23 protein-coding genes, 1 tRNA gene and 1 riboswitch are annotated in these 24,127 nt (G+C 62.4%); of the genes, 13 read left to right on the top strand and 11 right to left on the bottom strand.

From position 1 onward, the window contains the following. Positions 1-27: 27 nt before the first annotated feature. The 4 genes from ACX80E_RS04540 to ACX80E_RS04525 form a co-directional block, all read right to left on the bottom strand. Positions 28-1,014, bottom strand: a complete 987-nt coding sequence (locus ACX80E_RS04540) for a hypothetical protein (protein ID WP_459300723.1) — start codon at positions 1,012-1,014, stop codon at positions 28-30. 59 nt (positions 1,015-1,073) lie between these two features. Continuing rightward, entirely contained in the window at positions 1,074-2,651 is a 1,578-nt protein-coding gene (locus ACX80E_RS04535) for a helicase HerA-like domain-containing protein (RefSeq protein WP_459300722.1), read from the bottom strand. 207 nt (positions 2,652-2,858) lie between these two features. Further along, entirely contained in the window at positions 2,859-3,272 is a 414-nt protein-coding gene (gene panD / locus ACX80E_RS04530) for an aspartate 1-decarboxylase (RefSeq protein ID WP_459300721.1), read from the bottom strand. 90 nt (positions 3,273-3,362) lie between these two features. Beyond that, positions 3,363-4,238 carry a LysR substrate-binding domain-containing protein gene (locus ACX80E_RS04525; RefSeq protein WP_459300720.1) on the bottom strand — a complete coding sequence of 292 codons (876 nt, stop codon included), beginning with the start codon at positions 4,236-4,238 and terminating at the stop codon, positions 3,363-3,365. 131 nt (positions 4,239-4,369) lie between these two features. Between ACX80E_RS04525 and ACX80E_RS04520 the strand changes: the two genes are divergently transcribed. Together ACX80E_RS04520 and ACX80E_RS04515 are read left to right on the top strand one after the other, a co-directional pair. Then, on the top strand, positions 4,370-5,701 hold the full coding sequence (locus ACX80E_RS04520; RefSeq protein ID WP_459300719.1) for an MFS transporter: 1,332 nt from the start codon (positions 4,370-4,372) through the stop codon (positions 5,699-5,701). A gap of 114 nt (positions 5,702-5,815) precedes the next feature. Continuing rightward, positions 5,816-6,910: a fatty acid desaturase family protein gene (locus ACX80E_RS04515; protein WP_459300718.1), complete on the top strand. Its 1,095-nt coding sequence runs from the start codon at positions 5,816-5,818 to the stop codon at positions 6,908-6,910. Between the two features lie 70 nt (positions 6,911-6,980). On the opposite strand, the gene ACX80E_RS04510 is transcribed toward ACX80E_RS04515, so the two are convergent. The 5 genes from ACX80E_RS04510 to ACX80E_RS04490 form a co-directional block, all read right to left on the bottom strand. Next, positions 6,981-8,165, bottom strand: coding sequence for a N(5)-(carboxyethyl)ornithine synthase (locus ACX80E_RS04510; RefSeq protein WP_459300717.1), 1,185 nt, complete (start codon positions 8,163-8,165; stop codon positions 6,981-6,983). A 153-nt stretch (positions 8,166-8,318) separates the two neighbouring features. Next, a tRNA-Gly gene (locus ACX80E_RS04505) sits at positions 8,319-8,389 on the bottom strand. Positions 8,390-8,532: 143 nt separating this feature from the next. After that, positions 8,533-8,850 (bottom strand): SHOCT domain-containing protein, encoded by a 318-nt coding sequence (locus tag ACX80E_RS04500; protein ID WP_459300716.1) that lies wholly within the window; start codon positions 8,848-8,850, stop codon positions 8,533-8,535. 130 nt (positions 8,851-8,980) lie between these two features. Further along, positions 8,981-10,159, bottom strand: a complete 1,179-nt coding sequence (locus ACX80E_RS04495) for a cation:proton antiporter (protein ID WP_459300715.1) — start codon at positions 10,157-10,159, stop codon at positions 8,981-8,983. A 6-nt stretch (positions 10,160-10,165) separates the two neighbouring features. Then, a complete protein-coding gene (locus ACX80E_RS04490; protein ID WP_459300714.1) occupies positions 10,166-10,651 on the bottom strand; it encodes a cation:proton antiporter regulatory subunit in 486 nt (161 codons plus the stop codon). A gap of 146 nt (positions 10,652-10,797) precedes the next feature. On the opposite strand from ACX80E_RS04490, the gene dcd reads away from it, so the two are divergent. Beyond that, positions 10,798-11,373 (top strand): dCTP deaminase, encoded by a 576-nt coding sequence (gene dcd / locus ACX80E_RS04485; protein WP_459300713.1) that lies wholly within the window; start codon positions 10,798-10,800, stop codon positions 11,371-11,373. Positions 11,374-11,409: 36 nt separating this feature from the next. On the opposite strand, the gene ACX80E_RS04480 is transcribed toward dcd, so the two are convergent. Beyond that, the gene (locus ACX80E_RS04480) at positions 11,410-12,735 is read right to left on the bottom strand and encodes an MFS transporter (protein ID WP_459300712.1); all 1,326 of its coding nucleotides are present in this window, start codon (positions 12,733-12,735) and stop codon (positions 11,410-11,412) included. A gap of 198 nt (positions 12,736-12,933) precedes the next feature. Here ACX80E_RS04480 and ACX80E_RS04475 point away from each other — a divergent pair, with 198 nt between their 5' ends. The 6 genes from ACX80E_RS04475 to mnhG are packed head-to-tail and all read left to right on the top strand — an operon-like array spanning position 12,934 to position 19,345. Next, positions 12,934-15,909: a Na+/H+ antiporter subunit A gene (locus ACX80E_RS04475; protein WP_459300711.1), complete on the top strand. Its 2,976-nt coding sequence runs from the start codon at positions 12,934-12,936 to the stop codon at positions 15,907-15,909. Further along, complete coding sequence (locus ACX80E_RS04470; protein WP_459300710.1) at positions 15,906-16,478, top strand: Na(+)/H(+) antiporter subunit C; 573 nt, start codon at positions 15,906-15,908, stop codon at positions 16,476-16,478. Before ACX80E_RS04475 ends, ACX80E_RS04470 begins: the two co-directional genes overlap by 4 nt. Next, on the top strand, positions 16,475-18,103 hold the full coding sequence (locus ACX80E_RS04465; RefSeq protein WP_459300709.1) for a Na+/H+ antiporter subunit D: 1,629 nt from the start codon (positions 16,475-16,477) through the stop codon (positions 18,101-18,103). The genes ACX80E_RS04470 and ACX80E_RS04465 overlap by 4 nt, the downstream gene beginning before the upstream one ends. Further along, positions 18,100-18,714 (top strand): Na+/H+ antiporter subunit E, encoded by a 615-nt coding sequence (locus ACX80E_RS04460; RefSeq protein ID WP_459300708.1) that lies wholly within the window; start codon positions 18,100-18,102, stop codon positions 18,712-18,714. Before ACX80E_RS04465 ends, ACX80E_RS04460 begins: the two co-directional genes overlap by 4 nt. Beyond that, on the top strand, positions 18,711-18,986 hold the full coding sequence (locus ACX80E_RS04455; RefSeq protein ID WP_459300707.1) for a monovalent cation/H+ antiporter complex subunit F: 276 nt from the start codon (positions 18,711-18,713) through the stop codon (positions 18,984-18,986). Before ACX80E_RS04460 ends, ACX80E_RS04455 begins: the two co-directional genes overlap by 4 nt. After that, a complete protein-coding gene (gene mnhG, locus ACX80E_RS04450; protein ID WP_459300706.1) occupies positions 18,983-19,345 on the top strand; it encodes a monovalent cation/H(+) antiporter subunit G in 363 nt (120 codons plus the stop codon). The genes ACX80E_RS04455 and mnhG overlap by 4 nt, the downstream gene beginning before the upstream one ends. Positions 19,346-19,469: 124 nt before the next feature. Here mnhG and ACX80E_RS04445 read toward each other — a convergent pair whose 3' ends face one another. Further along, positions 19,470-19,730 carry a DUF4235 domain-containing protein gene (locus ACX80E_RS04445; RefSeq protein WP_459300705.1) on the bottom strand — a complete coding sequence of 87 codons (261 nt, stop codon included), beginning with the start codon at positions 19,728-19,730 and terminating at the stop codon, positions 19,470-19,472. Positions 19,731-19,901: 171 nt separating this feature from the next. After that, positions 19,902-20,020: riboswitch (TPP riboswitch) on the top strand. Positions 20,021-20,064: 44 nt separating this feature from the next. Here ACX80E_RS04445 and ACX80E_RS04440 point away from each other — a divergent pair. The 4 genes from ACX80E_RS04440 (at position 20,065) to ACX80E_RS04425 (ending at position 24,120) form a co-directional block, all read left to right on the top strand. Next, positions 20,065-20,697 carry an ECF transporter S component gene (locus ACX80E_RS04440; protein ID WP_459300704.1) on the top strand — a complete coding sequence of 211 codons (633 nt, stop codon included), beginning with the start codon at positions 20,065-20,067 and terminating at the stop codon, positions 20,695-20,697. Between the two features lie 2 nt (positions 20,698-20,699). Continuing rightward, positions 20,700-22,298 (top strand): ABC transporter ATP-binding protein, encoded by a 1,599-nt coding sequence (locus ACX80E_RS04435; protein ID WP_459300703.1) that lies wholly within the window; start codon positions 20,700-20,702, stop codon positions 22,296-22,298. Further along, positions 22,295-23,092: an energy-coupling factor transporter transmembrane component T family protein gene (locus ACX80E_RS04430; protein ID WP_459300702.1), complete on the top strand. Its 798-nt coding sequence runs from the start codon at positions 22,295-22,297 to the stop codon at positions 23,090-23,092. Before ACX80E_RS04435 ends, ACX80E_RS04430 begins: the two co-directional genes overlap by 4 nt. A gap of 74 nt (positions 23,093-23,166) precedes the next feature. Continuing rightward, positions 23,167-24,120: an L-lactate dehydrogenase gene (locus ACX80E_RS04425; RefSeq protein WP_459300701.1), complete on the top strand. Its 954-nt coding sequence runs from the start codon at positions 23,167-23,169 to the stop codon at positions 24,118-24,120. Positions 24,121-24,127 lie beyond the last annotated feature (7 nt).

The raw sequence follows: 24,127 nt of genomic DNA, 5'->3' as shown, positions 1-24,127 counted from the left end.
CGCTGGGAGCCCTAAACGCTGGGAGCGTTACTCGCCCAGCTGCGGGGTGACCACAACTGTTGTCCCGGTGATGGAGAGCTTGGCTGTGAAGGTAAAGTCATCAGCGCTCTTCGCCGGGGCGACCAGGCCGCTAAACAAGTCCTGCTCCGTGTAGGCCACCTGGGCTTTCACGCTCAGCGGGGCCATGACCCATTGGCCGCCGTACGGGGAAATGGTGATGGCCGGGTACTCCAGAACGGACCATTTCACGGCCGAAACGACCCGGTTATTGGTTGCCGCGTTCATGGGGCAGCCCGTGGGCATGAGGACGGCTTGTTTTGCGCAGGTGTCCAAGTATTTATGGATGGTGCCGTCCACTTGGGCCAGCAGATCGCTGGTGGGACCTGTGGAGAGTCCGACGGCGGGAATCGACTGATCGGCGCCGCTCACCGCACGCGTCACTGGCGCAGCGGCGAAGAGCTCGGACTTGTACTCCAGTTCGTAGCTGCCCGGATAAAACACGGCAAAGGAATTCTTGCCCTCGGGCATGTTGGCCGCCGCGCCGTTGATGCTTGCCTGGTTGGCATTGACCACCGAGGCATCGATGGTGGGCAAGGTGGTGGGGGCCATGGTCCAGCTATCAAAAAACAGCCAGTGTTTGGGGCCCTGGGTGAGTGTGAAGTCGGTCTTGAACGGGGCGTTGCCTAGGGTGTAGTTCAACGTTACGGTTTTGTGGTTGTCAGGGGCAGAAACTGCCTCGCCAATACTGACGTTCTTCAGGGCGGCTTGAGAATTTGCCAGCGCCTCGCCATCCAGTGCGGAAGCGTCCGCGCTGGGAACCTTAGCGTGCAACAGCCCCAGCGCCTTGGCACCGTCGCCATCCTTGAGGGCAGCCAAATAGTTGGCAACCGTCTTCTCCGGACCAAACTCGCGGTTGTTGACAATCGAGATGGTCACGATGGACGCCGCGATGGCAAGCATGAGTAGCAGCAGCCATGCTGCTGCAATCTTAATGAGCGTTGTCCCGTCCTTCACGCGGTCAACTGTACCGGCAACGGGTGTGTAGACCGGAATCGGGGTGGAACCGGTGCCGATCAGCGGCGGCGTTTTCTGGGCGCCGTGCCAAAGATGTCGCGCATGAGGTTGCGGCCCAGGGAGGTGCCCATGGAGCGGACCATGCTCTTGAAGCCGCCGCTGAATGCCCCACCCAGGGCGCCCATCACATCTGAGGCGATTCCGCCGTCGTCGGTAAGGGCGGGAAGCGGTACGGGCGGCAGCGGCGGAGCCCCCACGGCCGGGCCAGTACTGGGCGGGGGAGCTGCGGGGGTCTGCAACTTCTCAAAAGCGGAGACAGGGTCGTGGGCTGTTCCATAGGTGGGAAGCAACGCCGAGGCCGCAATGACAGCCTTGATGGTGTCCTCCTCGCTGGGGCCCATGAGGGATCCGGGCGCGCGCAGGCGGGTCAACGCCACCGGGGTGGGTGCACCGTTTTCGTCCATGACTGTGACAACAGCCTCACCAATGCCGGCGTTGGTCAGCACTTCCTCAAGGTCGTAGCTGTTGATGGGGAACGTGGAGACGGTGGCCTTGAGGGCTTTGGCGTCCTCGGGGGTGAAGGCGCGCAGGGCGTGCTGGATGCGGTTGGCCAGCTGGGCCAGCACGTCGGCCGGAACGTCCTTGGGTGTCTGGGTGACAAAGAAGATGCCCACGCCCTTGGAACGAATCAGGCGCACCGTCTGGGTGATGGCGGTCAGGAACGCCTTGCTGGCGCCATTGAACAGCAGGTGGGCCTCATCGAAGAAGAACACCAGCTTGGGTTTGTCCAGATCGCCCACTTCGGGCAAATCCCGGAACAAATCAGCCAACAGCCACATCAAGAAGGTGGAGAACAGCAGCGGCTTGTCCTGGATGCTGGGCAGTTCCAGGCAGGTGATGACGCCGCGGCCGTCGGGGGTTGTGCGGAGCAACTCGGCCGTGTCGAACTCGGGCATGCCAAAAAATTCGCCCATGCCCTGGGCGTCCAGGGTGATCAGGTTACGCAGAATGACGCCGGCCGTGGCCTTGGACAGCCCGCCGAGTTCGGCCAGGTCCTCCTTGCCGTCGGCGGAGCTCAGGAATTGGATGACCGCGCGCAGGTCCTTGAGGTCATAGAGTTCCAGGCCCCGGGTGTCTGCGTAGTGGAACACCAATTGCAGGCTGGATTCTTGCGTTTCGTTGAGGTCCAGCACGCGGGCCAACAAGATGGGGCCGAAGGAGGTGATGGTGGCGCGCACCGGAACGCCGTTGCCGTTGCCGCCCAACGCCAAAAACTCCACCGGGAAGGCCTTAGCTTCCCATTGCTGGCCCAGCGCCTGGGTGCGGGCGGTCAGCTTATCGCTGCCTTGGGCGGCGGTGGCGAGTCCCGTGAGATCGCCCTTGATGTCCGCCATGAACACCGGCACACCTGCTGTGGAGAGTTGCTCGGCGATCATGTGCAAGGTGACTGTTTTGCCGGTTCCCGTGGCGCCGGCCACCAACCCGTGCCTGTTCATCATGGCCAGCGGCAAACTGACCTGCGCCTCGGGGCGGATCTCACCGTCCACCATGGCGGCACCGAGTGCAATGGAAGAACCGGTAAACGTGTAGCCGGCTTGAAGCTCGGCGATCAAATTTGTTGAGGTCTTGGTAGCCATAGCGAAAGCGTACCGTGGCTCACATTCGGTGGGCAGTATCTGCGGCAAATGTTGCCGGTGGCGTTCACCGGTGATCACGGCACGCAGCGCTGCGACCAAAACACGAGCCCACCGAGGAGGCTTCGATGACCGCTAGCACGGCGTCTCTGGGCGGAGACTGTTTACCGTGTGCACCGCATAAGCGCACACAGGGGAGAGAGCGCTATCTCAGGCTTGGGCCATGGCGGGTCGCAGCAGTCCGTCGGTGACGGCCTCGGCCGGATCCGAGCCAAGGTGCACAATCTTATTGTCCGCGTCGACGTGCACCACGGAAGGCAGGAAGTCCCGTGCCTCGGCCGTTGACATGTTGGCGTACGTCATCAAAATGACAAGGTCGCCAACGCCCACCAGATGGGCTGCGGCGCCGTTGATGCCAATGACGCCGGAGCCGCGAACACCTGCAATGGTGTAAGTTTCCAGCCGGGCGCCGTTGGTGATGTCCACAATGGAGACCATCTCGCCGGGCAGAATGTCAGCGGCGTCGAGAAGATCCGCATCAACTGTCACCGAGCCCACGTAGTGCAGATCGGCATGGGTGACTGTGGCGCGGTGAATCTTGGACTTAAACATGGTTCGCATCATAACGGCACAAGTCTACAGCTGTTGGGTCCAGATTCGCTGTGAGTTTAATAACCGGAACTCCGTGAGGTGCCTGCGGTGGGCCGGGTACAGTTAGCGGCGCCCCACAGGTGTGAGCTTGCGGCCCATGATGGCTTTGGTCAGGGCCTCCACCACATCCTTATTGGCCACCGGATTGCGGATCAAGGTGAAATCCACATCCCCTACGGGAGGCAGGTCGAAGCGTTTGGTGATGATCTTGAGATCTTCCGGGACCAACGACGTCGGCATGACAGCAACGCCGATCCCGGCACGTAGCGCTGCGAGGACGCCGCTGATCTGTTTGGTAGTGCAGCTGACCTGCCAGGTGCGGCCTGCCTTTTCCAGGGCGTCGAGGGCCAGTTTTCGGCTCAGGCTCGGCGCCGGATACACAATGACCGGCACCGGTGCGCCCGGCTCCAACACTGTTTGTTCCAGGCCCACCCAGGCGAACGTGTCCTGCTTGACCACCTCACCCTCCTGGGTGCCGGATACCCACTTCACAAACACCAAATCCAGGGCGCCAGCCTTCAATCTGCGGTGCAGCTGATCGCTCTGGCTCACCGTGAGCTCCAAATTGATGTGCGGATACAGTTGGCGGAACTCGCGCAATATGCGGGGCAGGCCCGTGATGGCAAGGTCGTCGGCCATGCCAAAACGCAGCCTTCCGCGCATGGCGGCGCCGGAGAAGTAGCGCGTGGCAACATCATTGGCCGCCAAGATGGTGCGGGCAAAGCCGGCCATGGCGTCACCGTTGTCCGTCAGACGCACCTCGCGGGTATCGCGGGTGACCAGCACCCGCCCAGCCGCCAGCTCCAACTTGCGCACATGTTGGCTCACAGTGGGCTGGCTGATGCCCAGGCGCTCGGCGGCCCGGGTGAAATTGTGTGTTTCAGCCAAGGCCACGAAGCTCCTGAGCTGAATGGGGTCAAAAGTGGGGGCATCAGACACGTGGCAGCTCCTGCAAGCTATTACGAAGCTCAATAGTATTTATAGCCATCATATACTTTCGACATAATAAGTTGAGACCTAGGATTAATAGGGACAAGCCCAATCCCCCTTCTAGTCTCAGGACATAAGCGTTGACGCCCCCATCAGCACCTCCGAATGCTGCCCTGACCGCCCCCCTCAACCTAGTGACGACCCGCCCGCCGTGGAGTCAAACTTTTTCCTCGCTAAAGATCCGCAACTACCGCATCTTCGCCTCCACCAACCTCCTGGCAGTCATTGCCGTGTGGATGCAGCGCGTGGCCCAAGATTGGCTGGTGCTGGAGCTCTCGGGTTCGGTGACAGCTGTGGGAATTACTGTCTTTATGCAATTCATCCCCTCCCTTTTGCTCATGCCGCTTGGCGGGATCCTGGCGGACAGGTATTCCAAGCACCTGATCCTGATCGTCTGCCAGGGCGCAGCCGGGCTGTTGGCCACGCTCATGGCTGTGCTGGCACTGACGGGACGCCTTGAGGTGTGGCATGTCTACGTCATAGCTCTTGCCCTGGGATTGGTGGTGGTGGCCGACCAGCCCGCACGCCAAGTCTTCGTCAACGAACTGGTGGGTCCACGCCAACTTCGCAATGCCATCAGCTTGAACTCGTCCATTTTCCAGATGGGCGGCATGATTGGCCCGGCCGTCAGCGGGGTCCTCATCATGGCCGTGGGCGGAGGGTGGGCCTTTGCCGTCAATGCTGTGGCGTGCACCGTCACGGTGATCTCGCTGCTCCTGATCCGCAAGGACGAACTGGTGAAAATGCCGCCGGTGAAACGCGCCAAGGGCCAGCTCATGGAGGGTGTTCGGTACCTCCTGCGCAAGCCCACCATTTTTTGGCCCGCCGCCATGGCGGCCGTGTTTGCAGTGTTTGGTTTGAGTCTGGCCGTGCTGATGGCCGCCTACGCCAATACAGTGTTCGACGTCGGCGCCGGCGGCTACGGCCTGCTCAACACCTTGGTTGCGCTGGGCGCCCTCGGTGGTGCGCTTGCCTCGACCCGCTTTGCCACCCTGCGCCTGCGCGGTGTCATGGCAGCCGCCGGTTCCTATGGTGTGGTGTTGATGCTGGCCTCGTTTGCGCCCACTATGGCAACCTTGGGGGCCGTCATGGTGGTGGCCGGGTTTGCCTCGCTGCTGTTTTTGACCAGCGCCAACCAGTTGGTTCAAATGTCCACGAATGTGTCGATTCGCGGGCGCGTCATGAGCTTGTACATCATGGTGCTCATTGGTGGGCAAGCCCTGGGGGGTCCGCTCATGGGCTGGCTGGCCGAGCATTGGGGGGTGCACGGGGCCACGCTCGTAGCTGGTGGCATGCCGGCCCTGGCTGCCGTGGTGTTTGGGCTGATCCTGGCCAAACGCGGGCAGCTGACCCTGAAGCTGGACTTGCGCAGTGCACGGCGCCCGCTATTTATTGTGCCCAAAGTCGGCTAACTTTCGACGGTGACGGAGCTTTCTGGCGCAAACGGGACTAAAATTAACGTACGAATGTTCTTTTCGGTTTCCTTTGCCGGCTTTGACGGTCGACCCTGACCAGCCGGTGACATCATGCAAACCCCCAATGGCCCCACAGTTCTCCCCGGATCGCCGCCACGGCATCCGGCACGCACCAACCCCATCGTCCAGTCCTATGCGGTGCTGCTGAAAACTGTCCGTGCCGCAGGACTCATGCGCCGCCGTCGCACGTTTTATATGCTGCTATTCGCTGTCCTACTGCTGATACTTGCCGCGGCCGGCACCGGGTTCGTGTTGTTGGGGAACAACTGGTTCCAACTCGTGATAGCTGCGTTGTTGGGCGTCTTGTTCACGCAGTTTGCTTTCCTGGCCCATGAGGCAGCCCATCATCAAGTGTTCGCCTCGGGCTGGGCCAATGACTGGTCGGCCCGGATCCTGGGGCCGCTGCTGGTGGGCATGAGCTACGCCATGTGGGTCAAGAAGCACACGGCACACCACCAGAACCCCAACGTGGTGGGTAAGGATCCGGACATTGAGACGGGAGTGGTGGCGTTCTACGAGGAAGGTGCCGCCACCAAGCGCGGGTTCGCTGCCGTTGTCACCCGCCATCAGGGCTATTTGCTGTTCCCGCTGATCTTGTTTCTGGGTTTCAGCTTGGTCCTGGACTCGGCCAAGACCTTGTTTGGTCGGCGCGGGGTACGGTACAGGTACGTGGAGATCGGGCTGCTGGTCCTCCGTTTTGGGCTTTATCTGGCCGTCGTGTTCCTGATGCTTCCGTGGGGCCTGGCTTTGGCCTTTGTGGGCGTACAGATGGGGGTGTTTGGCTTCTACATGGGTGCGTCTTTTGCGCCGAACCACAAGGGCATGCCCGTTTTGGCGGCGGGCAGCCGGGTGGACTTTTTGACCCGGCAGGTGGTGACCAGCCGCAACATCCGCGGCGGCTTCCTCATGGACACGCTCATGGGCGGGCTGAACCACCAGGTGGAGCATCACCTGTTCCCGGACATGGCCAGGCCGGAATTGCGCCGCGCCAACGCCTTGGTGGCGGACGTCTGCCGGCGCAACAACATTCCCTTTACCGAAACCGGCTTGTTCCAGTCATACAGTATCGTGGTGCACTACTTGAACCGGGTGGGGCTCAGCGCTGCTGACCCCTTTGAATGCCCGCTGGTGCGCCAGCTCAGGTGACGCGCACCGCACGGCCGTAAAGGCGTGGGAGCGGCGCGCGCCGGCTGAAATCCGGGAACTGACGCCGGAACTACGCCCCGGTCAGTGGCAGGTGAGGGTAGTTCGGCTGCCTCCGCTGGAACTCGAGGATCGCCGGGTTGAGGATGACGCCGTCGGCAATTTCAATGGCGCGGGCAATGGTGTCATGGTTCTGCCATTCACTCGGGCCGGCCAAAACGGGCTCGATAAAGGGCATCAGGGCCTCACTGATTTCCCAGCTGGCCGAGTTCCACAAGTAGCTGGGGCTGTGGTCCACGGCGTAGTAGTTGATGTTCTTGCCCACGGTAAACATGGGGTTCGTGAACGTTGTGCTGCGGGCCCAGCTAAAACCCATGCCTTCGTCGCAGGAAACGTCAACAATCAAACTGCCCGGCCGGAACGCGTCCAGATCGGCCTCGGCCAGGTAGGTCATCGGGGCGTTGGGATCTTGCAGGGTGCAATTGACGACTACGTCCGCCTCGGCCAGGAACTCGCTCAGGGCTACGTCGCCGTCCTCGAGCATGACAAAACCCTTGTACGGAGCTTCGGGGGCGAAATCAAACTGCACCATTTCCGCCGAATGGATGGGCGCGGCCACGGCTGCCACGTTGCGGCTGGTCAGGACCTGCACGTCATGGATGCCCAGGGCCTTCAAGGCCGTCACGGCGCCGCGTGCTGTGGCACCGAAACCAATGACAACTGCCTTGAGTCGGCGTCCGTAGTCACCGGTGGAACCCGTCAAGGTCAGCGAGTGCAACACTGATGCGTACCCGGCCAGTTCGTTGTTCTTGTGGAAGACATGCAGGCCAAAGCCGCCGTCGGACGCCCAATGATTCATGGCCTCGAAGGCAATCAACGTCAACTTCTTGTCAATGGCCAGCTGGGTGATGGCCCTGTCCTGAACACAGTGCGGCCAGCCCCACAGGATTTGGCCGTCCTTCAAATCTGCCAGATCCTCGGCTTGGGGCTTGGGCAGCAGGACAACGTCCGACTCCGCGATGACCTGCGCGCGGGGCGCAACAGCCCCCACCAAGGCGGCCAGGGTGGCGTCTGGCACGCCAAAAGGTATTCCGTACCCAACTTCGACGACCATGCGCGCGCGGATGCTCTCCTCTATGCGGGAGAAATGCTCCGGATGGATGGGGGTCCGGCGTTCGTTGGGTTTTCGTGACGCTCCCAAAACGCCCAGTCGCAGCGTTGAGGGGAGGGCATTACTGCTCTGAGAATCTTCGGACATGATGTGCTCCTTTACGCAGGAGCCCTTCTGGGTCCTCTTCTCTGACCCTACACGCAATGACTTGCGCCACATTTGGCCTGCGGGCTCAAAGCGCGAAAAAGACGAAAAAATGCTGCCCCCAACGACGAGTTGAGGACAGCATGGTCACTTCTGAGCGGGCGACGGGAATCGAACCCGCGTATCGAGCTTGGGAAGCTAGCGCTCTACCATTGAGCTACGCCCGCATTGGCACATCCGCAGCCTCAGGCCGCCATGTTCCGCTATTGATTCTAGCCCGTGCGCAAGGGTGCTTTGGACCATTGACACGCACCAGCCGGCCCGGTTTTTTTGAAGAACAGCCGCGCCGGGCCGGTGTGCGCAGTGGCAGCTAGCTGATGATGGATGCTTTTACTGCCGCAAATTCGGCGTCCGTGAGGGCGCCCGCCGCGTGCAGGGCCGCCAGGCGTTCGAGTTTGCTTAACAAATCATCGGCCGCTGCCGGGGGCACGGGCGCCGCTTGCCGCGGTCCCTGCTGCACTGCCTGCTGCGCCATGGCGGCCTGCTCGGCTGCTTGCTGCTGCGCAGCCTGCTGTCCGGCGGCCTTGGCGTTGACAGCATTGCTGGCAGCCGTGGCGGTTCCGGCAATAACGGCTGTGCGTGCGGCTGTCCCCAAAAGGGAGCGGCGGTTGCGTCTGCCAAAAGCCATGGTGGTCTCCTTGAATTAGTGCCGGTGGGGCAACGGGCCCGCGGGTGTATTTATCATACGACGGCGCACCACCTGTGTGACTGGGCACACTATCTGGCCGGGTCTCCCGTCGTGAGGGTGCGGTGCTCGATCAGAACACCGGATCCGGTTTTTTGCCTTGGAACAGTGCCACAACTGCTTCCACATATCTGGCGGCGACGGGGCCACTGACAGCCATGATGAGCACATAGGTGGTGGCAAGTGCCGCCAACTCCACCGGCACCACCCCCGAAGCGACGGCCAGCCCGGCGATGACGATGGAAAATTCGCCGCGCGCAATCAAGGCGGCGCCGGTCCGGGCGCGGCCGGGCACCCCAATTCCCTGTTTCCCGGCAGCCCACCAGCCTGTTGCCAGCTTGGTGAAGGTGGTCACCAGGGCCAGTAGCAGCGCAACCCCCAGCACCGGCGGGATGGTGCGGGGGTCGGTGTTGAGGCCAAAGAGCACAAAGAACATGGCCGCAAAGAGGTCGCGCAGGGGTTCAAGGACGCGAGTGGCGTTCTCCGCCGTGCCCCCTGAAATGGCAATCCCCAACAGGAATGCACCCACCGCGGCGGAGACTTGCAATGCTGAGGCCAGGCCAGCCACCAGCAACGCGGCCCCGAGGAGCTTGAGCAGGAAGGATTCCCTGTCGGGGCTGTCCAAAACGTTTGACATCAGATGCCCGTAGCGCAAGGCACCCACCAGCACCAGCGTGATGACCGCCAAGGAAATCGCCAGGGCGCTCAACCCGCCGGCAAAGGACACCCCGGCCAGAACTGCTGTCAAGATCGGCAGGTATGCGGCCATGGCGAGATCTTCAATGACCAAGATGGAGAGAATGACAGGTGTCTCGCGGTTGCCCAGGCGGCCCAGATCGGCCAAAACTTTGGCAATGATGCCCGAGGAGGAGCTGTAGGTGATGCCCGCCATGACGAGTGCACCCACGGGCCCCCAGCCCAGCATCAACGCCACGGCAATACCCGGCAGCATGTTCAACACCAGGTCCAAAAGCCCTGCCATCCAGGACTGTTTGAGCCCCGTGACAAGCTCCTTGGCCGTATATTCCAGTCCGAGCATCAGTAGCAGCAGGATCACGCCAATTTCGCTGCCAATGTGCGCAAATTCTTCGATCCCATCAAAGGTGATGAGACCGCCCTCACCAAAGGCCAAACCGCCCAGCAGGTACAGCGGTACCGGTGACATGCCAATACGCCCGGCAAGGCGACCCAAAAAACCGAGCCCGAAAAAGACTACGCCGAGCTGGATCAGTGAGAGGGCCGTCGGGTTCATGTAGAACTACAATCGGGACTGCAAAATGTGTGCAGCCTCCGCCAGTCCTTGATCGGTGCCAACAATGACAACCATGTCATCCACGCGCAGGATCTCATCCGGTCGCGGGGAACCAAGCACCTCGCCGCCGCGCAACAACGCCACAATGGAGGCACCTGTTTTGGTGCGCATCGCTGTGTCTCCCAGCGGACGCCCGGCATAGGCGGAGCCCTTGCGAATCAAAATCTGGTGGGTTGTCACACCCGAAAGGTTCTCCTGCTCGGCGCTGAGCTGAGCAATGAGCTGGGCGGATCCCAGCAGGGAACCGAGCCCTGCCGCTTCCTCGGCGCTGAGCGGGATGGACGCTGCGCAAGCGTCGGGATCATCCACCCGGGAGAGGATCAGCTCCGTTTGGCCGTCGCGGTGGGTCACAACGCCCACCCGCCGCCCGGAAGAGAGCCGCAACTCCCTGCGAACACCAATTCCTGGAAGAGGTGTCTCTTCAATATTCATGGTCTTACCTTAGCTGTGCCGTTGTGTGAATACCCCAAGTTATAACAAGTACAAGGGCAAAAATAGTCCCGCGCTGGCCCTCGGGGGAAGTGCGTGCCGGTCCACCGGCTGATGGGTGAGGGCGAAAAATGCGCTATTTTTAGAGGGTGCTGATCTCTGACCGCGACATACGTGCCGAAATTGCCGCCAAGCGTATTGTCTTGGACCCCTACGAGCCTTCCATGGTGCAGCCATCAAGTGTCGATGTGCGCATTGACAGGTTCTTTAGGCTCTTCGACAATCACCGCTACGCCCACATTGACCCGGCCGAGGAACAGCCGGATCTGACCCGCATGGTGGAAGTGGATCCGAACGAACCGTTCATCCTGCACCCCGGCGAGTTTGCGTTGAGCTCCACCTATGAAACGGTGACCTTGCCCGACGACGTCGCGGCACGGCTCGAAGGGAAGTCCTCGCTGGGCCGCCTGGGCCTGCTCACGCACTCCACCGCCGGATTCATCGATCCAGGTTTCTCCGGGCACATCACCTTGGAACTCTCCAACGTGGCGACCTTGCCCATCAAGCTCTGGCCCGGAATGAAGATCGGCCAGTTGTGCTTCTTCCAGCTGACCTCCCCGGCCGAGAATCCCTACGGCACGGGTCCGCACCAAAACCGCTACCAGGGTCAGCGCGGACCCACAGCGTCGCGGTCATTCCAGAACTTCCACCGCACCAAGATCTAGTCGTCGCGCGTGGCTTTAAAGCCGACGGCGGCAGTACTAAGCAGCTGCGCCGTGCGGCGGGGCCTTGACGGGCAGTAGCAGCAGCAGGCCCAGCAGCAGCACCGCCAAGATGCCAAGGATGCCCCAACGCTGGGCACCGAAGATCACAATGGCAAGTCCGAAGAGATTCGGGGCCAAGAAGGAAACAGCCCTCCCGGTGGTGGCATAGAGTCCGAACATTTCCCCTTCTTGCCCCTCGGGGGCCAGCCGCCCCATAAAGGTTCGCGCCGAAGACTGGGCCGGGCCCACAAACAAGCACAGGATCAAGCCGAAGACCCAGAACGCGTTCTTGCCGTCAAGAAACAGCAGGGCCGTGCCGGAAATCAGCATGCCCACCAGGGACGTGACGATGACCGCCTTGGGGCCAAATTTGTCGTCCAGGAAACCGGCTGACAGGGCGCCCACGGCGGCAATCACGTTTCCGGCTATGGCAAAGACCAGTACGTCGCCGGTCTCGAAACCAAAGGACCCCACAGCCAGGACTGCGCCGAAGGTGAAGATGGCGGCCAACCCGTCCCGGAAGATGGCGCTGGAAATCAGAAAGTACAAGGTATGCGGCGCGGTCCTACCCAAAAGCCTGACAGTCCTGTACAGCTCCTTGTACGACTGGAAGAATCCCACACGCGGCATCTTCGGGTCGGGCTTGGATTCGGGGATTGCCAGAAACACGGGGATGGAAAAAACCAGTATCCACAGGGCCGAGAACACGGCCACCGCGCGGTAGGTCATGCCGTCCGCGGCGGTGATACCGAACAGCCCCACCTCCGGCTTGATCAGGCCGTAGTAGACAACCAGCAGGGCCACGATGCCGCCCAGGTAGCCGGCGGCCCAGCCAAAACCGCTGATCTTGCCGATGGTCTTCTTGGTGGAGATCTGCAACAACATGGCGTTGTAGTTCACGCCGGCCAGTTCAAAGAACACGTGACCGGCGGCGATGAGCATGCAGCCCATGAGCAGGTAGGACTCGTGGGGTTGAACAAAGAAGCACGCCCCCGTCAGCACCACCACAATGAGGGTGTTGATGCCCAGCCAGAGCTTGCGCTGTCCGCTGTGATCCGAGCGTTGCCCTGCCACCGGGGCCAGCAAGGCAATGGCAAGCCCGGAGATGGACAAGGCAAAGGCAAGCGTTGCTGTGGCCTTATCTGCCCCGCCAAAGTCGTTGCCAGTCAGATAGAGCGCGGTGAAAATGAAGGTGGTCATGACAGCGTTAAAGGCCGCCGCGCCCCAGTCCCACATGGACCATGCCACTACCTGCCAGGGGGTACCAGGGGTCTTGGGGGTCGCTGCGGGAGGTAACACGGCAGCGGGGGGAGGGTTCGTCATACGCCACATGGTAGCTGGCGCAGTGGTCCGGGGAGGATATGCGGTGAGAACATTAAGCTCCGCAAGGGCCTCCCACGAGTCGCCGCGTTGCTGCGGCGGCGTTGCCGGGACGCCGATATTGATAGGGTTGAGGGGTCGGGAACCGACTGTTACCCCCGTGATTCGCTCATTTCCAGCCCGAAACATGCGGAGCCTTTAGTGTTGTTTGTCCTCTGTGCGCATTTCCTTGTGGCCATTGTCGCGCCCGTTTTGTTCGCCCGCTGGGGCAGGGCAGCCTTTTACGTCCTTGCCGCCGTCCCCGCGGCAAGCTTTGCGTGGCTCCTGGCGCAGTATCAAAACGTGTATTCGGACACCGCGCCCGGCCCCACCGTGGACATTCCCTGGATCCCGGTCCTGGATCTGAACCTCACGTTCCGCATGGACGCGCTGTCATGGCTGATGTCGCTGCTGGTTTTGGGTGTGGGTGCGCTGGTCCTGGCCTATTGCGCCAGGTACTTCAAGACGGACGACGCCGGTCTGGGCGGCTTTGGTGCCCAGCTGCTGGCCTTCGCGGGCGTCATGTTTGGCCTGGTGACGGCCGATAACCTCATTCTCTTGTTTGTTTTTTGGGAACTGACAACTGTTCTTTCCTACCTCCTGATCGGCTACGCCCGCACCCGTATTGCCGCCCGACGAGCGGCACTGCAGGCGCTGATAGTAACAACCTTCGGCGGTCTCGCCATGCTCGTGGGCTTGATCATGCTGGGCGAAAGCGCGGGCACCTACAGCATCTCGGGCGTGCTGGCCAAGGCACCAGAGCTGTTGGCAACGGGCGGCACTGCGCGTGTGGTCATGGATATTGGTGTGGCCCTGATCCTGGTGGGTGCCGTCACGAAGTCGGCACTCCTGCCGGTCCACTTCTGGTTGCCGGGCGCCATGGCCGCGCCTACGCCCGTGAGCGCCTACCTGCACGCCGCAGCCATGGTGAAGGCCGGAATTTACCTTATCGCGCGGCTGGCGCCGGGTTTTTCCCAGACCGAGTACTGGCAGTTCATGATTGTGGTGCTGGGGCTGAGCACCATGCTCCTGGGTGGCTGGCGTGCACTGCGCCAGTACGATCTCAAGCTCCTTCTGGCTTACGGCACAGTCAGCCAGCTGGGGTTTCTGACCCTGGTGGTTGGTTTGGGTGGTCAGGAGGCCGCCATGGCAGGTATGGCCATGGTGCTGGCGCACGGCTTGTTTAAGGCGGCGCTCTTTTTGGTGGTGGGCATCATTGACCACCAAAGCGGCACCCGAGACATTCGTGAATTGTCCGGTGTCTTTAGATCCGCACCAGCGCTGGGCGTTGTGGCGCTCATCGGCGCAGCCTCCATGGCCGGGCTGCCGCCCCTGGCGGGGTTCATCGCCAAGGAGGGCATCTTCCAGGCCTTCATAGCTTCCGCAAACTATGGCCCGGCCGGCCCTGGCATTGGTTGGAGTGTTCTGGTGGGCTTGGTGCTTGGCTCCGTACTGACGTTCGCCTATAGCGCCAGGTTCATGTGGGGCGGTTTTGCCGTCAAGCCCAAGGGCATGGCGTCGGTGTTTAGGCCCGTCAGCTGGCCCTTCCTGGCGGCCCCTGCGTTGCTGAGCTTGCTCACCGTCGCCTACGGGTTCGTCCCGCACCTGGTGGAGGGTTGGGTTAAGCCCTACAGCCAGCAATTCCCCGCCTATGACCCCCACGGCATGCACCTGCTGCTGTGGCACGGATTGACGCCGGCGCTGGGCCTGAGCGCCATGGTGGTGGCGGCCGGTACGGCACTGTTCCTGCTGCGCAACAAGGTCGAAGGCTTCCAGGGCAAGATCCCCGCCATGGTTGACTTTGAGCGCGGCTACCGGCAGTCAATTGTTGTGCTGGACATGGTGGCCATTTGGGTCACGGGCCACACCCAGCGTGGTTCGTTGTTCTTTTACTTAGCAGTCATACTCTCCACCTCCATCGCCTCGATCCTGGCAGTGCTTTTCCTGACGGATCAGCACTGGAGCGATGACCTGTACTTTGTGGATCCCGGTTCGCCCTTCCAATTGATTGCCGGTGCGGTGATCGTGATTGGGGCGTTTGCTGCGGCCCGGGCCAACAAACGGTTCATGGCGGTGCTGATGGTCTCGGTGACCGGCTACGGCATTGCGTTGCTGTTCGCCCTCCAAGGGGCGCCGGATCTTGCCCTGACCCAGATGCTGGTGGAAACCATTATTCTTGTCGCCTTCGTGCTGGCCTTGCGCTCCCTGCCGGCAAGTCTCTTGGAACGCACGGCCGGTAGCCATCGCGTCGTGCGCCTGATCCTTGGCATAGCGTTCGGCGCCACCATGGTGGTGGTTGCCATCGTGGCCATGGGGTCACGTATCCATGATCCCGTCAGCCTGCATATGCCTATCTTGGCATATGAGGGTGGTGGCGGCCTCAACGTTGTCAACGTGACGCTTGTGGACATTCGGGCTTGGGACACCTTTGGTGAGATTGCTGTGCTGGCCATAGCGGCCACGGGCGTTGCCAGCCTGATCTTTGTACGGGGGCGCGGCCAGCGGCTTGCGCGCGCCGAGACTGTGGCCACCGGCAGTGTTGGCAAGCAGCAAGCCGCATCCTTGGGGTCAACCGCACACCTGGCCAAACGGTTCGCCGCATCAGCGGGCAATCCTTGGCTGGTGGCCGGGCGCACCCTGGCCCCGGAGCGCCGCTCCATCATCATTGAAGTGGTGACAAGGCTGGTCTTTCACAGCATTATCGTCATTTCCATCTACCTCCTGCTCGCCGGCCACAACGGCACCGGAGGTGGTTTCGCCGGGGGGCTGGTGGCTGGCCTGGCCCTCACCATTCGCTACCTGGCCGGTGGTCGTTTTGAGCTGGCTGAGGCAACGAGAATATCCGCCGGAACCCTATTGGGCTTGGGCCTGACCATCGCCGCACTGACCGGGCTCGCACCACTCCTCCTTGGCGGGGAAGTATTCCAAAGTGCCATTATTGCCTTCGAATTACCCATCTTTGGCCACGTGAAGTTCGTGACCTCCACACTCTTTGACATAGGCGTCTACCTGGTGGTTGTTGGTCTGGTGGTCGATGTCCTGCGCAGCTTGGGCTCGGAGATCGACCAACATGAGGAGGACGGCATGGGCGGCATCGAGCTTTTCCAGGATGACGAGCCGTTGGAGGTGGGCAAGTGAGTATCAATCTGACCCTCCTGCTGGTGATGGGTGTGCTGTACGCGGTGGGACTTTTCCTGTTGCTGGAGCGGAGCCTGACGCGAGTCCTGCTCGGCTTGATGCTGCTGGCCAACGCCACCAACATCCTCCTGCTAACCACCGGCGGCCATGCCGGGTTGGCGCCAATCTTCAACAAAGACCTTCCGCCCAGCACATATAACGATCCCTTGCCGCAGGCCTTCATTCTGACGTCCATTGTGATTTCCTTCGCCGTGACAGCTTTCCTGCTCAGCTTGATCTACCGCTCCTGGCTGCTGAGCCGCGCCGACCACATCCAGGTGGACAGTGAGGATATTCGGGTCGCCATGCAGGACCTGTACGACGATGAAGAGGACTCCGAGATTGCCATTGAGGTCTCCGACTTCCATGAGAACGATCAGCCACCGGGAAGGCGTGAGACAGTTCCAGGTATTCGGGCCAAACGGGTGACGGAGGCCAGGAACGCCGCACGCGCCAAGAAGGATGTACACCCAGAATCGCCGAATCTAGAATCGCCGAGCCCCGAGTCACCTAAGGAGGAGAAAGTATGAACGTTGCCAGTCTGGCGCCGCTTGCGGTAGTCCTACCCTTCCTGGGTGCCGCATGGGCGTTTGTGCTGATTCGGCATCCCCGTGCCCAGCGCCGCGTCAGTCTCGGGACCCTCACGCTCACCTTGGCCCTTGAGGTTTGGGTGCTGGCCAGTGTGTGGCATTCGGGCCCCATCGCCGTGGAAATCGGTGGGTGGGCGCCGCCCTTTGGCATTGTCATGGTGGCCGATCAATTCTCGTCGCTGCTCCTGGTGGTTTCCTCCGCCGTCAGCTTGGCGGTTCTTGCCTATGCCACCGGACAGGGCGCCGCGGACGGTGAAGAAAGTGGCCCCGTTTCCGTCTTCCACCCCACCTATTTGATCCTGGTGGCAGGCGTTTCCAACGCGTTTTTGGCCGGTGACCTGTTCAACCTCTACGTGGGCTTTGAGATCCTGCTGACGGCCAGTTATGTGCTCATGACTCTTGGCGGGACCGGGCCGCGCATCCGTGCCGGCATCACCTACGTTGTTGTCAGCGTGGTGTCCTCGCTGCTGTTCCTGATAGCCATCGCCATGATTTACGGCGCCACCGGAACAGTCAACCTGGCCGATCTGGCCATCAAACTCGGTGAACTGGATCCGGGCACTCAGCACCTGCTGCACGTGTTGTTGCTGGTGGCGTTTGGGATCAAGGCGGCAGTCTTCCCGCTCTCATTCTGGCTCCCGGACTCCTACCCCACAGCACCAGCGCCGGTGACGGCAGTGTTTGCCGGGCTGCTGACAAAAGTGGGTGTTTACGCCATCATCCGTACCGAGACGCTGCTCTTTCCCGCAGACCATTTCAACGGCGTGCTACTGGTGGCGGCGTTGCTGACCATGTTGGTGGGAATTCTCGGTGCCATAGCCCAGACAGATATTAAACGTATGCTTTCCTTCACCCTGGTGAGCCATATCGGGTACATGATTTTCGGCGTCGCACTGTCCTCGGTGATTGGCCTGGCCGCCACCATTTTCTACGTCATCCACCACATCACCATCCAAACGTCCCTGTTCATGGTGACAGGCCTGGTGGAGCGGCGCGGCGGCAACTCCTCGATCATGCGCTTGGGCGGGCTGGCCAAGCTCTCACCTATTCTCGCCGTGCTGTACTTTATCCCCGCCATGAACCTGGCCGGCATCCCGCCATTCTCGGGCTTCCTGGGCAAGCTGGGGCTTGTGCAGGCGGGTGTGGCTGACGGTTCGCCGCTCGCCTACGCGGTAGTTGTGGGCGGTGTCGTGACCAGCCTGCTGACCCTGTTGGTCGTAGCCCGCGTCTGGAACCGGGTGTTTTGGCGTAGCACGGCCGACGCCGAAGATCCCGACCCGGTACTGCTCGCCACCGCGCCGGATGCCTCGGGCAAGCAGAGCATGCGTGCCCTGCGCACCAGCAAACACGTGGATGCCACGCAGGGGCGGTTCTCCGGCGAGAATGAGGTTCCGATCCTGCCAAGGATGATGGTGTATTCCACCATGGGGCTGGTGGTGCTCGGTATTGCCATGACAGTATTCGCCGGCCCGCTCTTTGACTTAAGCCAGGACGCGGCCACCAGCATGCTGGAACGGACTGCCTATATTGAAGCCGTTCTCGGACAGGGGGCGGGGAACCCATGAGCCAGGGCGTGAAATTGAAGCGCAGCGGCACTGCCTGGCAGAAACTGCCGTTGCTTGTTTGGCTTGTTCTGGTGTGGGGTGCGCTGTGGCAGGACTTCAGCGCCGGGAACCTGGTCTTTGGTGCCTTGATTGCCATGGGCGTCTCGCGCGCGTTTTACCTGCCGCCGGTTGAACTCAGTGGGCGGTTCAACGTGCTCCGTGCGGTGACTTTTGTTCTGTGGTTCATCAAGGAAGTTGTGGTCGCCAGTTTCCAGGTCTTGTATTGGGCCCTGTCCAGGGGGCCACGGATTCGCAACGCTGTCATTGCCGTGCCCTTGCGCAGCACCTCAGATCTGCTCATGACGGCTGTGGGGCACGTGCTCTCACTCATCCCGGGGTCCCTGGTGGTTGAAGTGGATCGAGGCACGGCAACACTTTACGTCCACGCCATGAATGTGGAGTCGCCCGCCGGTGTTGAAAAAGTTCGTCAAGGCATCCAAGACATTGAGGCTGGGTTGATACGCGTTATGGGCACCAAGGAAGAACTGGCTGCACTGACGGCAGAAGCCGGCGGGGCGCCCATGGTGACGCACGTGGCTTCTGCTCCGCCGAAAGCGCAGGAGGAGAAATGACGGCGATGAGCGTTGTTGTCATCATTGTTGCGGTAATACTTTCGCTGGCGGCGGCGGGCACCATCTACCGCATTGCGGCCGGCCCCTCACTGCTGGACCGTGTCATTGCGGCGGATGTTTTGTTGGCCATTTTTGGTGCGTCCCTGGCCACTGAAATGGCCATGAACAAGCACACGGACAATCTGGCGCTTCTGGTGGTCCTGACAGTCATTGGATTCATCGGCTCAGTGACTGTGGCGCGTTTCGTGGCGCACAGGAAGGAAGACGTATGAACGCCCTCATTGATGTGGCGACGGCCATCTGCTTGCTCGGCGGGGCGCTGATGAGTCTTGCTGCGGCCATTGGCCTGCTGCGCTTCCCCGACCTGATGAGCCGTATGCACGCAGCCACCAAGCCGCAGGTGCTCGGTTTGCTGCTCATGCTGTCGGCCATGGGATTGCAGCTGCGGATGTGGTCGCTGCTGCCGATCTTGATTGTGGCGTGGCTCTTTCAGTTGCTCACAGTTCCCGTCTCTGCCCACATGGTGGGCCGTGCAGGCTACCGGACCAAGCACCGCCAGCCGGCCCGGCTCAGCGTGGACGAGCTGGATCAGGTAGTTGCCGCCGCCGTTGAGGGTGGCAGTAAGGACTAGTCCCCAACTCCGAGGGGCCCACCAACTCCTCCGCCTCGCCGAACGGGCAGTTGTGGTTGATGTTTTACAAAAACATCAACCACAACTGCCCGTTCAGATTCCTGCGCGCGCGCCGGGAGAGTATTTAGACCTCTTCTGGGTGGTGGCTAAAACGGGCGATCGCCTTTTTGGTGGTACGCCCGGCCAAAACCTGGATGATGGCCGCCACTGCCGAGGACACCAGGGCGAACGTCAGGGCCGAGCGGAGGCTATTTTCCAAGTCTGCGCCGTCTTTGGGGGGCTTGTTGCCAGTACTTTTCTCCCAAACAGTGTCCACCAGCTTGCTGGCCGCAAAACCAGCACCCAAGCTCACCCCGGTGCCGAGCAATTTGAAGACGATGTTCATGAAGGACTCCTTGCGTGTGTGGGACTGACCCAAGCCGGGCAAATACCTCACGTTTAGCCTAGTCGCTCACGCCCCCAATGCGCTGGAGCGGTGCCCTGCAGGGCGCATTACGGCACGTCACGGTGGCTATTAGGGCCCGGCATGGGGCGGGGGTAAACTTAAGTCGCAATTCAAACACGACAGGGGAGCGTCTACCCGCCAATGGGTACCGGCGCTGAGAGTGCGGTTCGCCGCAGACCCTCGAACCTGCTCCGGTTAGTACCGGCGAAGGGAGTCGAGTTCTCTTCGGCTGCGCGGAAGGTCCGCCTGCCGCCCCTCCTGCGAAGGAGGAACCATGAGCAAGTCAATCGCGAGCGAAAACGCGGCGCCAAGCAACCCAGCAGCACGCAAGTCCACGTGGCGCGTCGTGGACATTGTGGTGGTGTCAGTTCTGGGTGTCGCCATCGGCGTCATTTTCTGGCTGTGGTCCGCCGGTTATGGACTGATCAGTGCTTTCACGATCGCCTTCCCGCCCATTGGTGCGCTGTACGGCGGCGGCTGGTTGATCGCCGGCGTCTTGGGTGGATTGGTCATCCGCAAACCCGGCGCAGCGCTCTACTGTGAACTGATTGCCGCCTGTGTGGAGGGCCTGTTGGGCACCCACTTCGGCTTCACGGTGTTGCTCTCTGGCCTGGTTCAGGGCCTCGGTGCTGAGCTGGGCTTCGCGCTGTTCCGCTACCGCAAGTTCACCCTGCCGGTGGCCCTGCTGGCCGGGGCACTGGCTGGCCTGGCCATGGGCATCAACGACTCCCTGGTCTGGAATTTCGCCTGGGCCATGGAGTGGAAGCTCGTCTACGTGGTCCTGGCCATGATCTCCGGCGCCATCATTGCCGGATTGGTATCCTGGCTGGCCGTGCGCGGGCTGGCACGCACGGGGGCCCTTGCCAATCTGCCCTCGCGTGGCGCCGCAAGCGAACGAGCGGTGTAAACATGGCTGCCGCGCAGAACCGGGGGACTACTCCGGCGCGAATCAGCGCCCGGGGGTGGGGCTGGCGGCATTCGGGCCGGCACAACCGGGCCGTGCATGATCTCGAGCTGGAGATTGCCCCCGGCGAGCGGGTTTTGCTGCTGGGCCCTTCGGGGGCCGGCAAGTCAACACTGCTGCACGCCCTGGCCGGGGTGCTGGGGGACGACGAGGACGCCAATGAGGTCGGTGAGCTGCTCATTGATGGGCGCCCGGCGGCTGCATCACGCGGCCGGGCGGGGCTCATGCAGCAGGACCCCGACGCCCAGGTGGTGCTCTCACGCATTGGTGACGACGTTGCTTTTGGGGCCGAGAACATGGCTGTCCCGCGCGATGAGATCTGGCGCCGGGTGACAGCTTCGCTGGAGTCCGTGGGGTTGAAACTGCCGCTGGATCATCCCAGTTCGGCGCTGTCGGGCGGGCAAAAACAGCGTTTGGGGTTGGCCGGCATGCTGGCCATGCGCCCCGGCTTGTTGTTGTTGGATGAGCCCACAGCCAATCTGGATCCGGCCGGTGTGGTGGAGGTGCGTGACGCTGTGCGCCGCAGCCTGGATGAAACGGGGGCCACCTTGGTGGTGGTGGAGCACCGGGTGTCTGTGTGGCTGGAGGTGGTGGACAGGATTGTGGTCCTGGCTCCGGCCGCGCTGGGCGAGCCCGGCGGAGTGTTATTTGATGGCCCGCCGGCTGCCGTGTTGGCGCAGAGCCGGGACCTGCTGACGGCTGCCGGTATTTGGGTGCCTGGCTATGTGCCAGCTGTCCGGCCCAGGGCGGCGTTGACGACGTCCGACGCCGGGGCGGAACTGTTGCTTCAGGCGGACGCCCTTGCCGTCTCCCGCATCAAGGGGCGGCGCCGGCACCCGGTGCAAGCTGTTGCTGTGGTGCCCTCCGTGCGGGTCAGGGCGGGGCAGGCGCTGAGCGTGACGGGCCCCAACGGGGCGGGAAAATCGACGCTGGCGCTAACCCTGGCCGGCCTGTTGGCGCCGGCGGGCGGGGAGTTGCTGGCCACGGCAGCGTTGGCTCGCGGAGCCGGAGCCACGCCACTGAAATGGCGCGGGCGCCAGCTGATCAGCCGGATCGGCACGGTCTTTCAGGAACCCGAGCACCAATTTGTGGCGGGCAGTGTCCGTGCGGAACTGTTGTTTGCGCCGAAACTGTTGGGGCGCGGTGGTGACGCGGTGGATGAGTTGATGGGACGATTGCGGCTGGATCATTTGGCCGAAGCCAACCCATTCACGCTCTCCGGCGGTGAAAAGCGGCGGCTGTCGGTGGCCACAGTGTTGGCGGCCAGTCCACAAGTCCTGGTCCTGGACGAACCAACCTTTGGTCAAGACGCCAACACCTGGGCCGAGCTGGCCTCCCTGCTGACTGAACTGCTGGACGCCGGCACGGCCGTGGTATCAGTGACACACGATGCAGCGTTCAGCGCCGTGCTCGGTGGCGAACAGTTGGTGCTGGGCGCCCCCGTTCCCCACACCCTCCCTCAGCTCGCAAGCTCGCAGCCGGGACCTCGGGTGCGTGGCCCCATCGCCGCCCCGCTGCCGGCGGCGAAAGTGGTGCAGCAATGAGCGTCGACATCATCGCCACACCCCGTTCCACGGCGTGGTTGGCGCGGGCCAATCCGCTGGCGAAACTGGGCGCGGGCATGGCGATCACACTTGTTCTGCTGGTCAGTGTTGACTGGGTCTCGGCCACGGTGGCACTGATGCTTGAATGCGCACTCCTGCCCTTGGCCGGGCTGAGCGACCGCATGCTGTTGCTGCGCGGCTGGCCCGTCCTGCTGGCAGCAATTGTGGGTGGTTACGGGACGGCGCTGCTGGCACCCAAGACCGGCGAACTGTTGCTCGCTGTGGGCCCGGTGACCTTCACCAGCGGGTCGCTGGAAGCCGGTGTGGCCATTGCCCTGCGTGGCCTGGCCATCGCCCTGCCCGGAATCATCGTGCTGGCCTCCACCGATCCCACCGACTTGGCTGACGCCCTGGCCCAGAAGCTGCGGCTGCCGCATCGCTTTGTGCTGGGCGCCCTCGCAGCCATGCGGCTGGTGGGGCTGTTGGTGGCCGAATGGCAAACCCTTGGCATGGCGCGCCGTGCCCGGGGTGTGGGCGGTGAGCCCGGGCTGTTCCGTGGGGTCAAGGCACAGTTGGGGCAGGCCATGGCGTTGTTGGTGCAGGCCGTGCGCCGCGCCTCACGGTTGGCTGTCACCATGGAGGCCAAGGGATTCGGGGCCGGGCCGCGCAGTTGGGCCCGCGAATCCACTTTTGCTGCCCACGATCTGTGGGTCGCGGCCGGCGGCGTGCTGATAGCAGCCATCGCTGTGGCGGCCGCCGTCGTGCTGGGAACGTGGAATCCCGTGTTTGGCTAGCATTTCCGCACGGAGACAGGGAAATAGCCGGACACAAACAGTGACAGCAACATCGGGGCTGGGATACTGGTGGCATGACGATCGCACGCAGCACCAAGCTCACCATTGTCGGCGCCGGAAGCGTCGGCACCTCCCTCGCCTACGCTGCGCTCATTCGAGGGTCCGCGCGTGAGATTGTCTTGTATGACATCGCCACAGCCAAGGTGGAGGCGGAAGTCCTTGACCTGGCCCACGGGACACCGTTTGTCGGCGCCCCGCGCATCACAGGCGGAAGCGATATTGCGCTGGTGGCCGATTCCGATGTCATCGTCATCACGGCCGGGGCCAAGCAGGAGCCGGGCCAGACCCGGCTTGAGCTGGCAGGGGTCAACGTCCGAATCCTGGAGAAGATGCTGCCGCAGCTGGTGGCCTTGTCGCCAAATGCTGTCTTTATCCTGGTGACGAACCCCTGCGACGTGCTCACGGCAGTGGCGGAGCGCATCACCGAGCTGCCGCACGGACGCATCTTCAGCTCGGGAACTGTGCTTGACTCCGCCCGGCTGCGCTGGCTGGTGGCGGAGGCCGCCGCCGTCGCGCCGCAAAGCGTGCATGCGCTGATCGTCGGCGAGCACGGCGACACGGAATTCCCCTTGTGGTCCACAGCGACCATCGGACAGACCCCGCTGCCGGAATGGACCGACTCCTCCGGAACCCTGCTGTTTCCGCGTGAACGGCTTGAAACGCTCACCCACGACGTGGTCCATGCCGCCTACAAGGTCATTGCCGGTAAGGGCGCAACGAACTACGCGATCGGGCTCTCCGGTGCCCGCATCGTCGAGGCCGTGTTGGCTGACGAGCGGAGCATCCTGCCGGTCTCAAGCGTGCTGCACGGTTACCGCGGCATAGACGGGGTGGCCCTCAGCGTGCCCTCGATTGTTGGGGCGGGCGGTGTGCAGCGCGTCCTGGACACGCACATGGACGCCCGCGAGGCAGAACGGCTCCAGCACTCCGCCGAGACTCTCGCCGCCTCCATCGCACAGTTTAGCTAGGATGAGC

Source organism: Arthrobacter sp. TMN-49, from assembly GCF_054511095.1.
Note: the sequence above shows the minus strand (reverse complement) of the source record. Positions and strands in the feature narration are given on the sequence as shown.

Bases quoted from the DNA above. Each gene is read 5' to 3' on its own strand.
- ACX80E_RS04510 (WP_459300717.1), bottom strand. From the start codon at position 8,165: ATGTCCGAAGATTCTCAGAGCAGTAATGCCCTCCCCTCAACGCTGCGA.
- ACX80E_RS04465 (WP_459300709.1), top strand. From the start codon at position 16,475: ATGAACGTTGCCAGTCTGGCGCCGCTTGCGGTAGTCCTACCCTTCCTG.
- ACX80E_RS04445 (WP_459300705.1), bottom strand. From the start codon at position 19,730: ATGAACATCGTCTTCAAATTGCTCGGCACCGGGGTGAGCTTGGGTGCT.
- mnhG (WP_459300706.1), top strand. From the start codon at position 18,983: ATGAACGCCCTCATTGATGTGGCGACGGCCATCTGCTTGCTCGGCGGG.
- panD (WP_459300721.1), bottom strand. From the start codon at position 3,272: ATGATGCGAACCATGTTTAAGTCCAAGATTCACCGCGCCACAGTCACC.
- ACX80E_RS04455 (WP_459300707.1), top strand. From the start codon at position 18,711: ATGACGGCGATGAGCGTTGTTGTCATCATTGTTGCGGTAATACTTTCG.
- ACX80E_RS04495 (WP_459300715.1), bottom strand. From the start codon at position 10,159: ATGAACCCGACGGCCCTCTCACTGATCCAGCTCGGCGTAGTCTTTTTC.
- ACX80E_RS04440 (WP_459300704.1), top strand. From the start codon at position 20,065: ATGAGCAAGTCAATCGCGAGCGAAAACGCGGCGCCAAGCAACCCAGCA.
- ACX80E_RS04460 (WP_459300708.1), top strand. From the start codon at position 18,100: ATGAGCCAGGGCGTGAAATTGAAGCGCAGCGGCACTGCCTGGCAGAAA.
- ACX80E_RS04535 (WP_459300722.1), bottom strand. From the start codon at position 2,651: ATGGCTACCAAGACCTCAACAAATTTGATCGCCGAGCTTCAAGCCGGC.
- ACX80E_RS04480 (WP_459300712.1), bottom strand. From the start codon at position 12,735: ATGACGAACCCTCCCCCCGCTGCCGTGTTACCTCCCGCAGCGACCCCC.
- ACX80E_RS04500 (WP_459300716.1), bottom strand. From the start codon at position 8,850: ATGGCTTTTGGCAGACGCAACCGCCGCTCCCTTTTGGGGACAGCCGCA.
- ACX80E_RS04425 (WP_459300701.1), top strand. From the start codon at position 23,167: ATGACGATCGCACGCAGCACCAAGCTCACCATTGTCGGCGCCGGAAGC.
- ACX80E_RS04435 (WP_459300703.1), top strand. From the start codon at position 20,700: ATGGCTGCCGCGCAGAACCGGGGGACTACTCCGGCGCGAATCAGCGCC.
- ACX80E_RS04490 (WP_459300714.1), bottom strand. From the start codon at position 10,651: ATGAATATTGAAGAGACACCTCTTCCAGGAATTGGTGTTCGCAGGGAG.
- ACX80E_RS04430 (WP_459300702.1), top strand. From the start codon at position 22,295: ATGAGCGTCGACATCATCGCCACACCCCGTTCCACGGCGTGGTTGGCG.
- ACX80E_RS04515 (WP_459300718.1), top strand. From the start codon at position 5,816: ATGCAAACCCCCAATGGCCCCACAGTTCTCCCCGGATCGCCGCCACGG.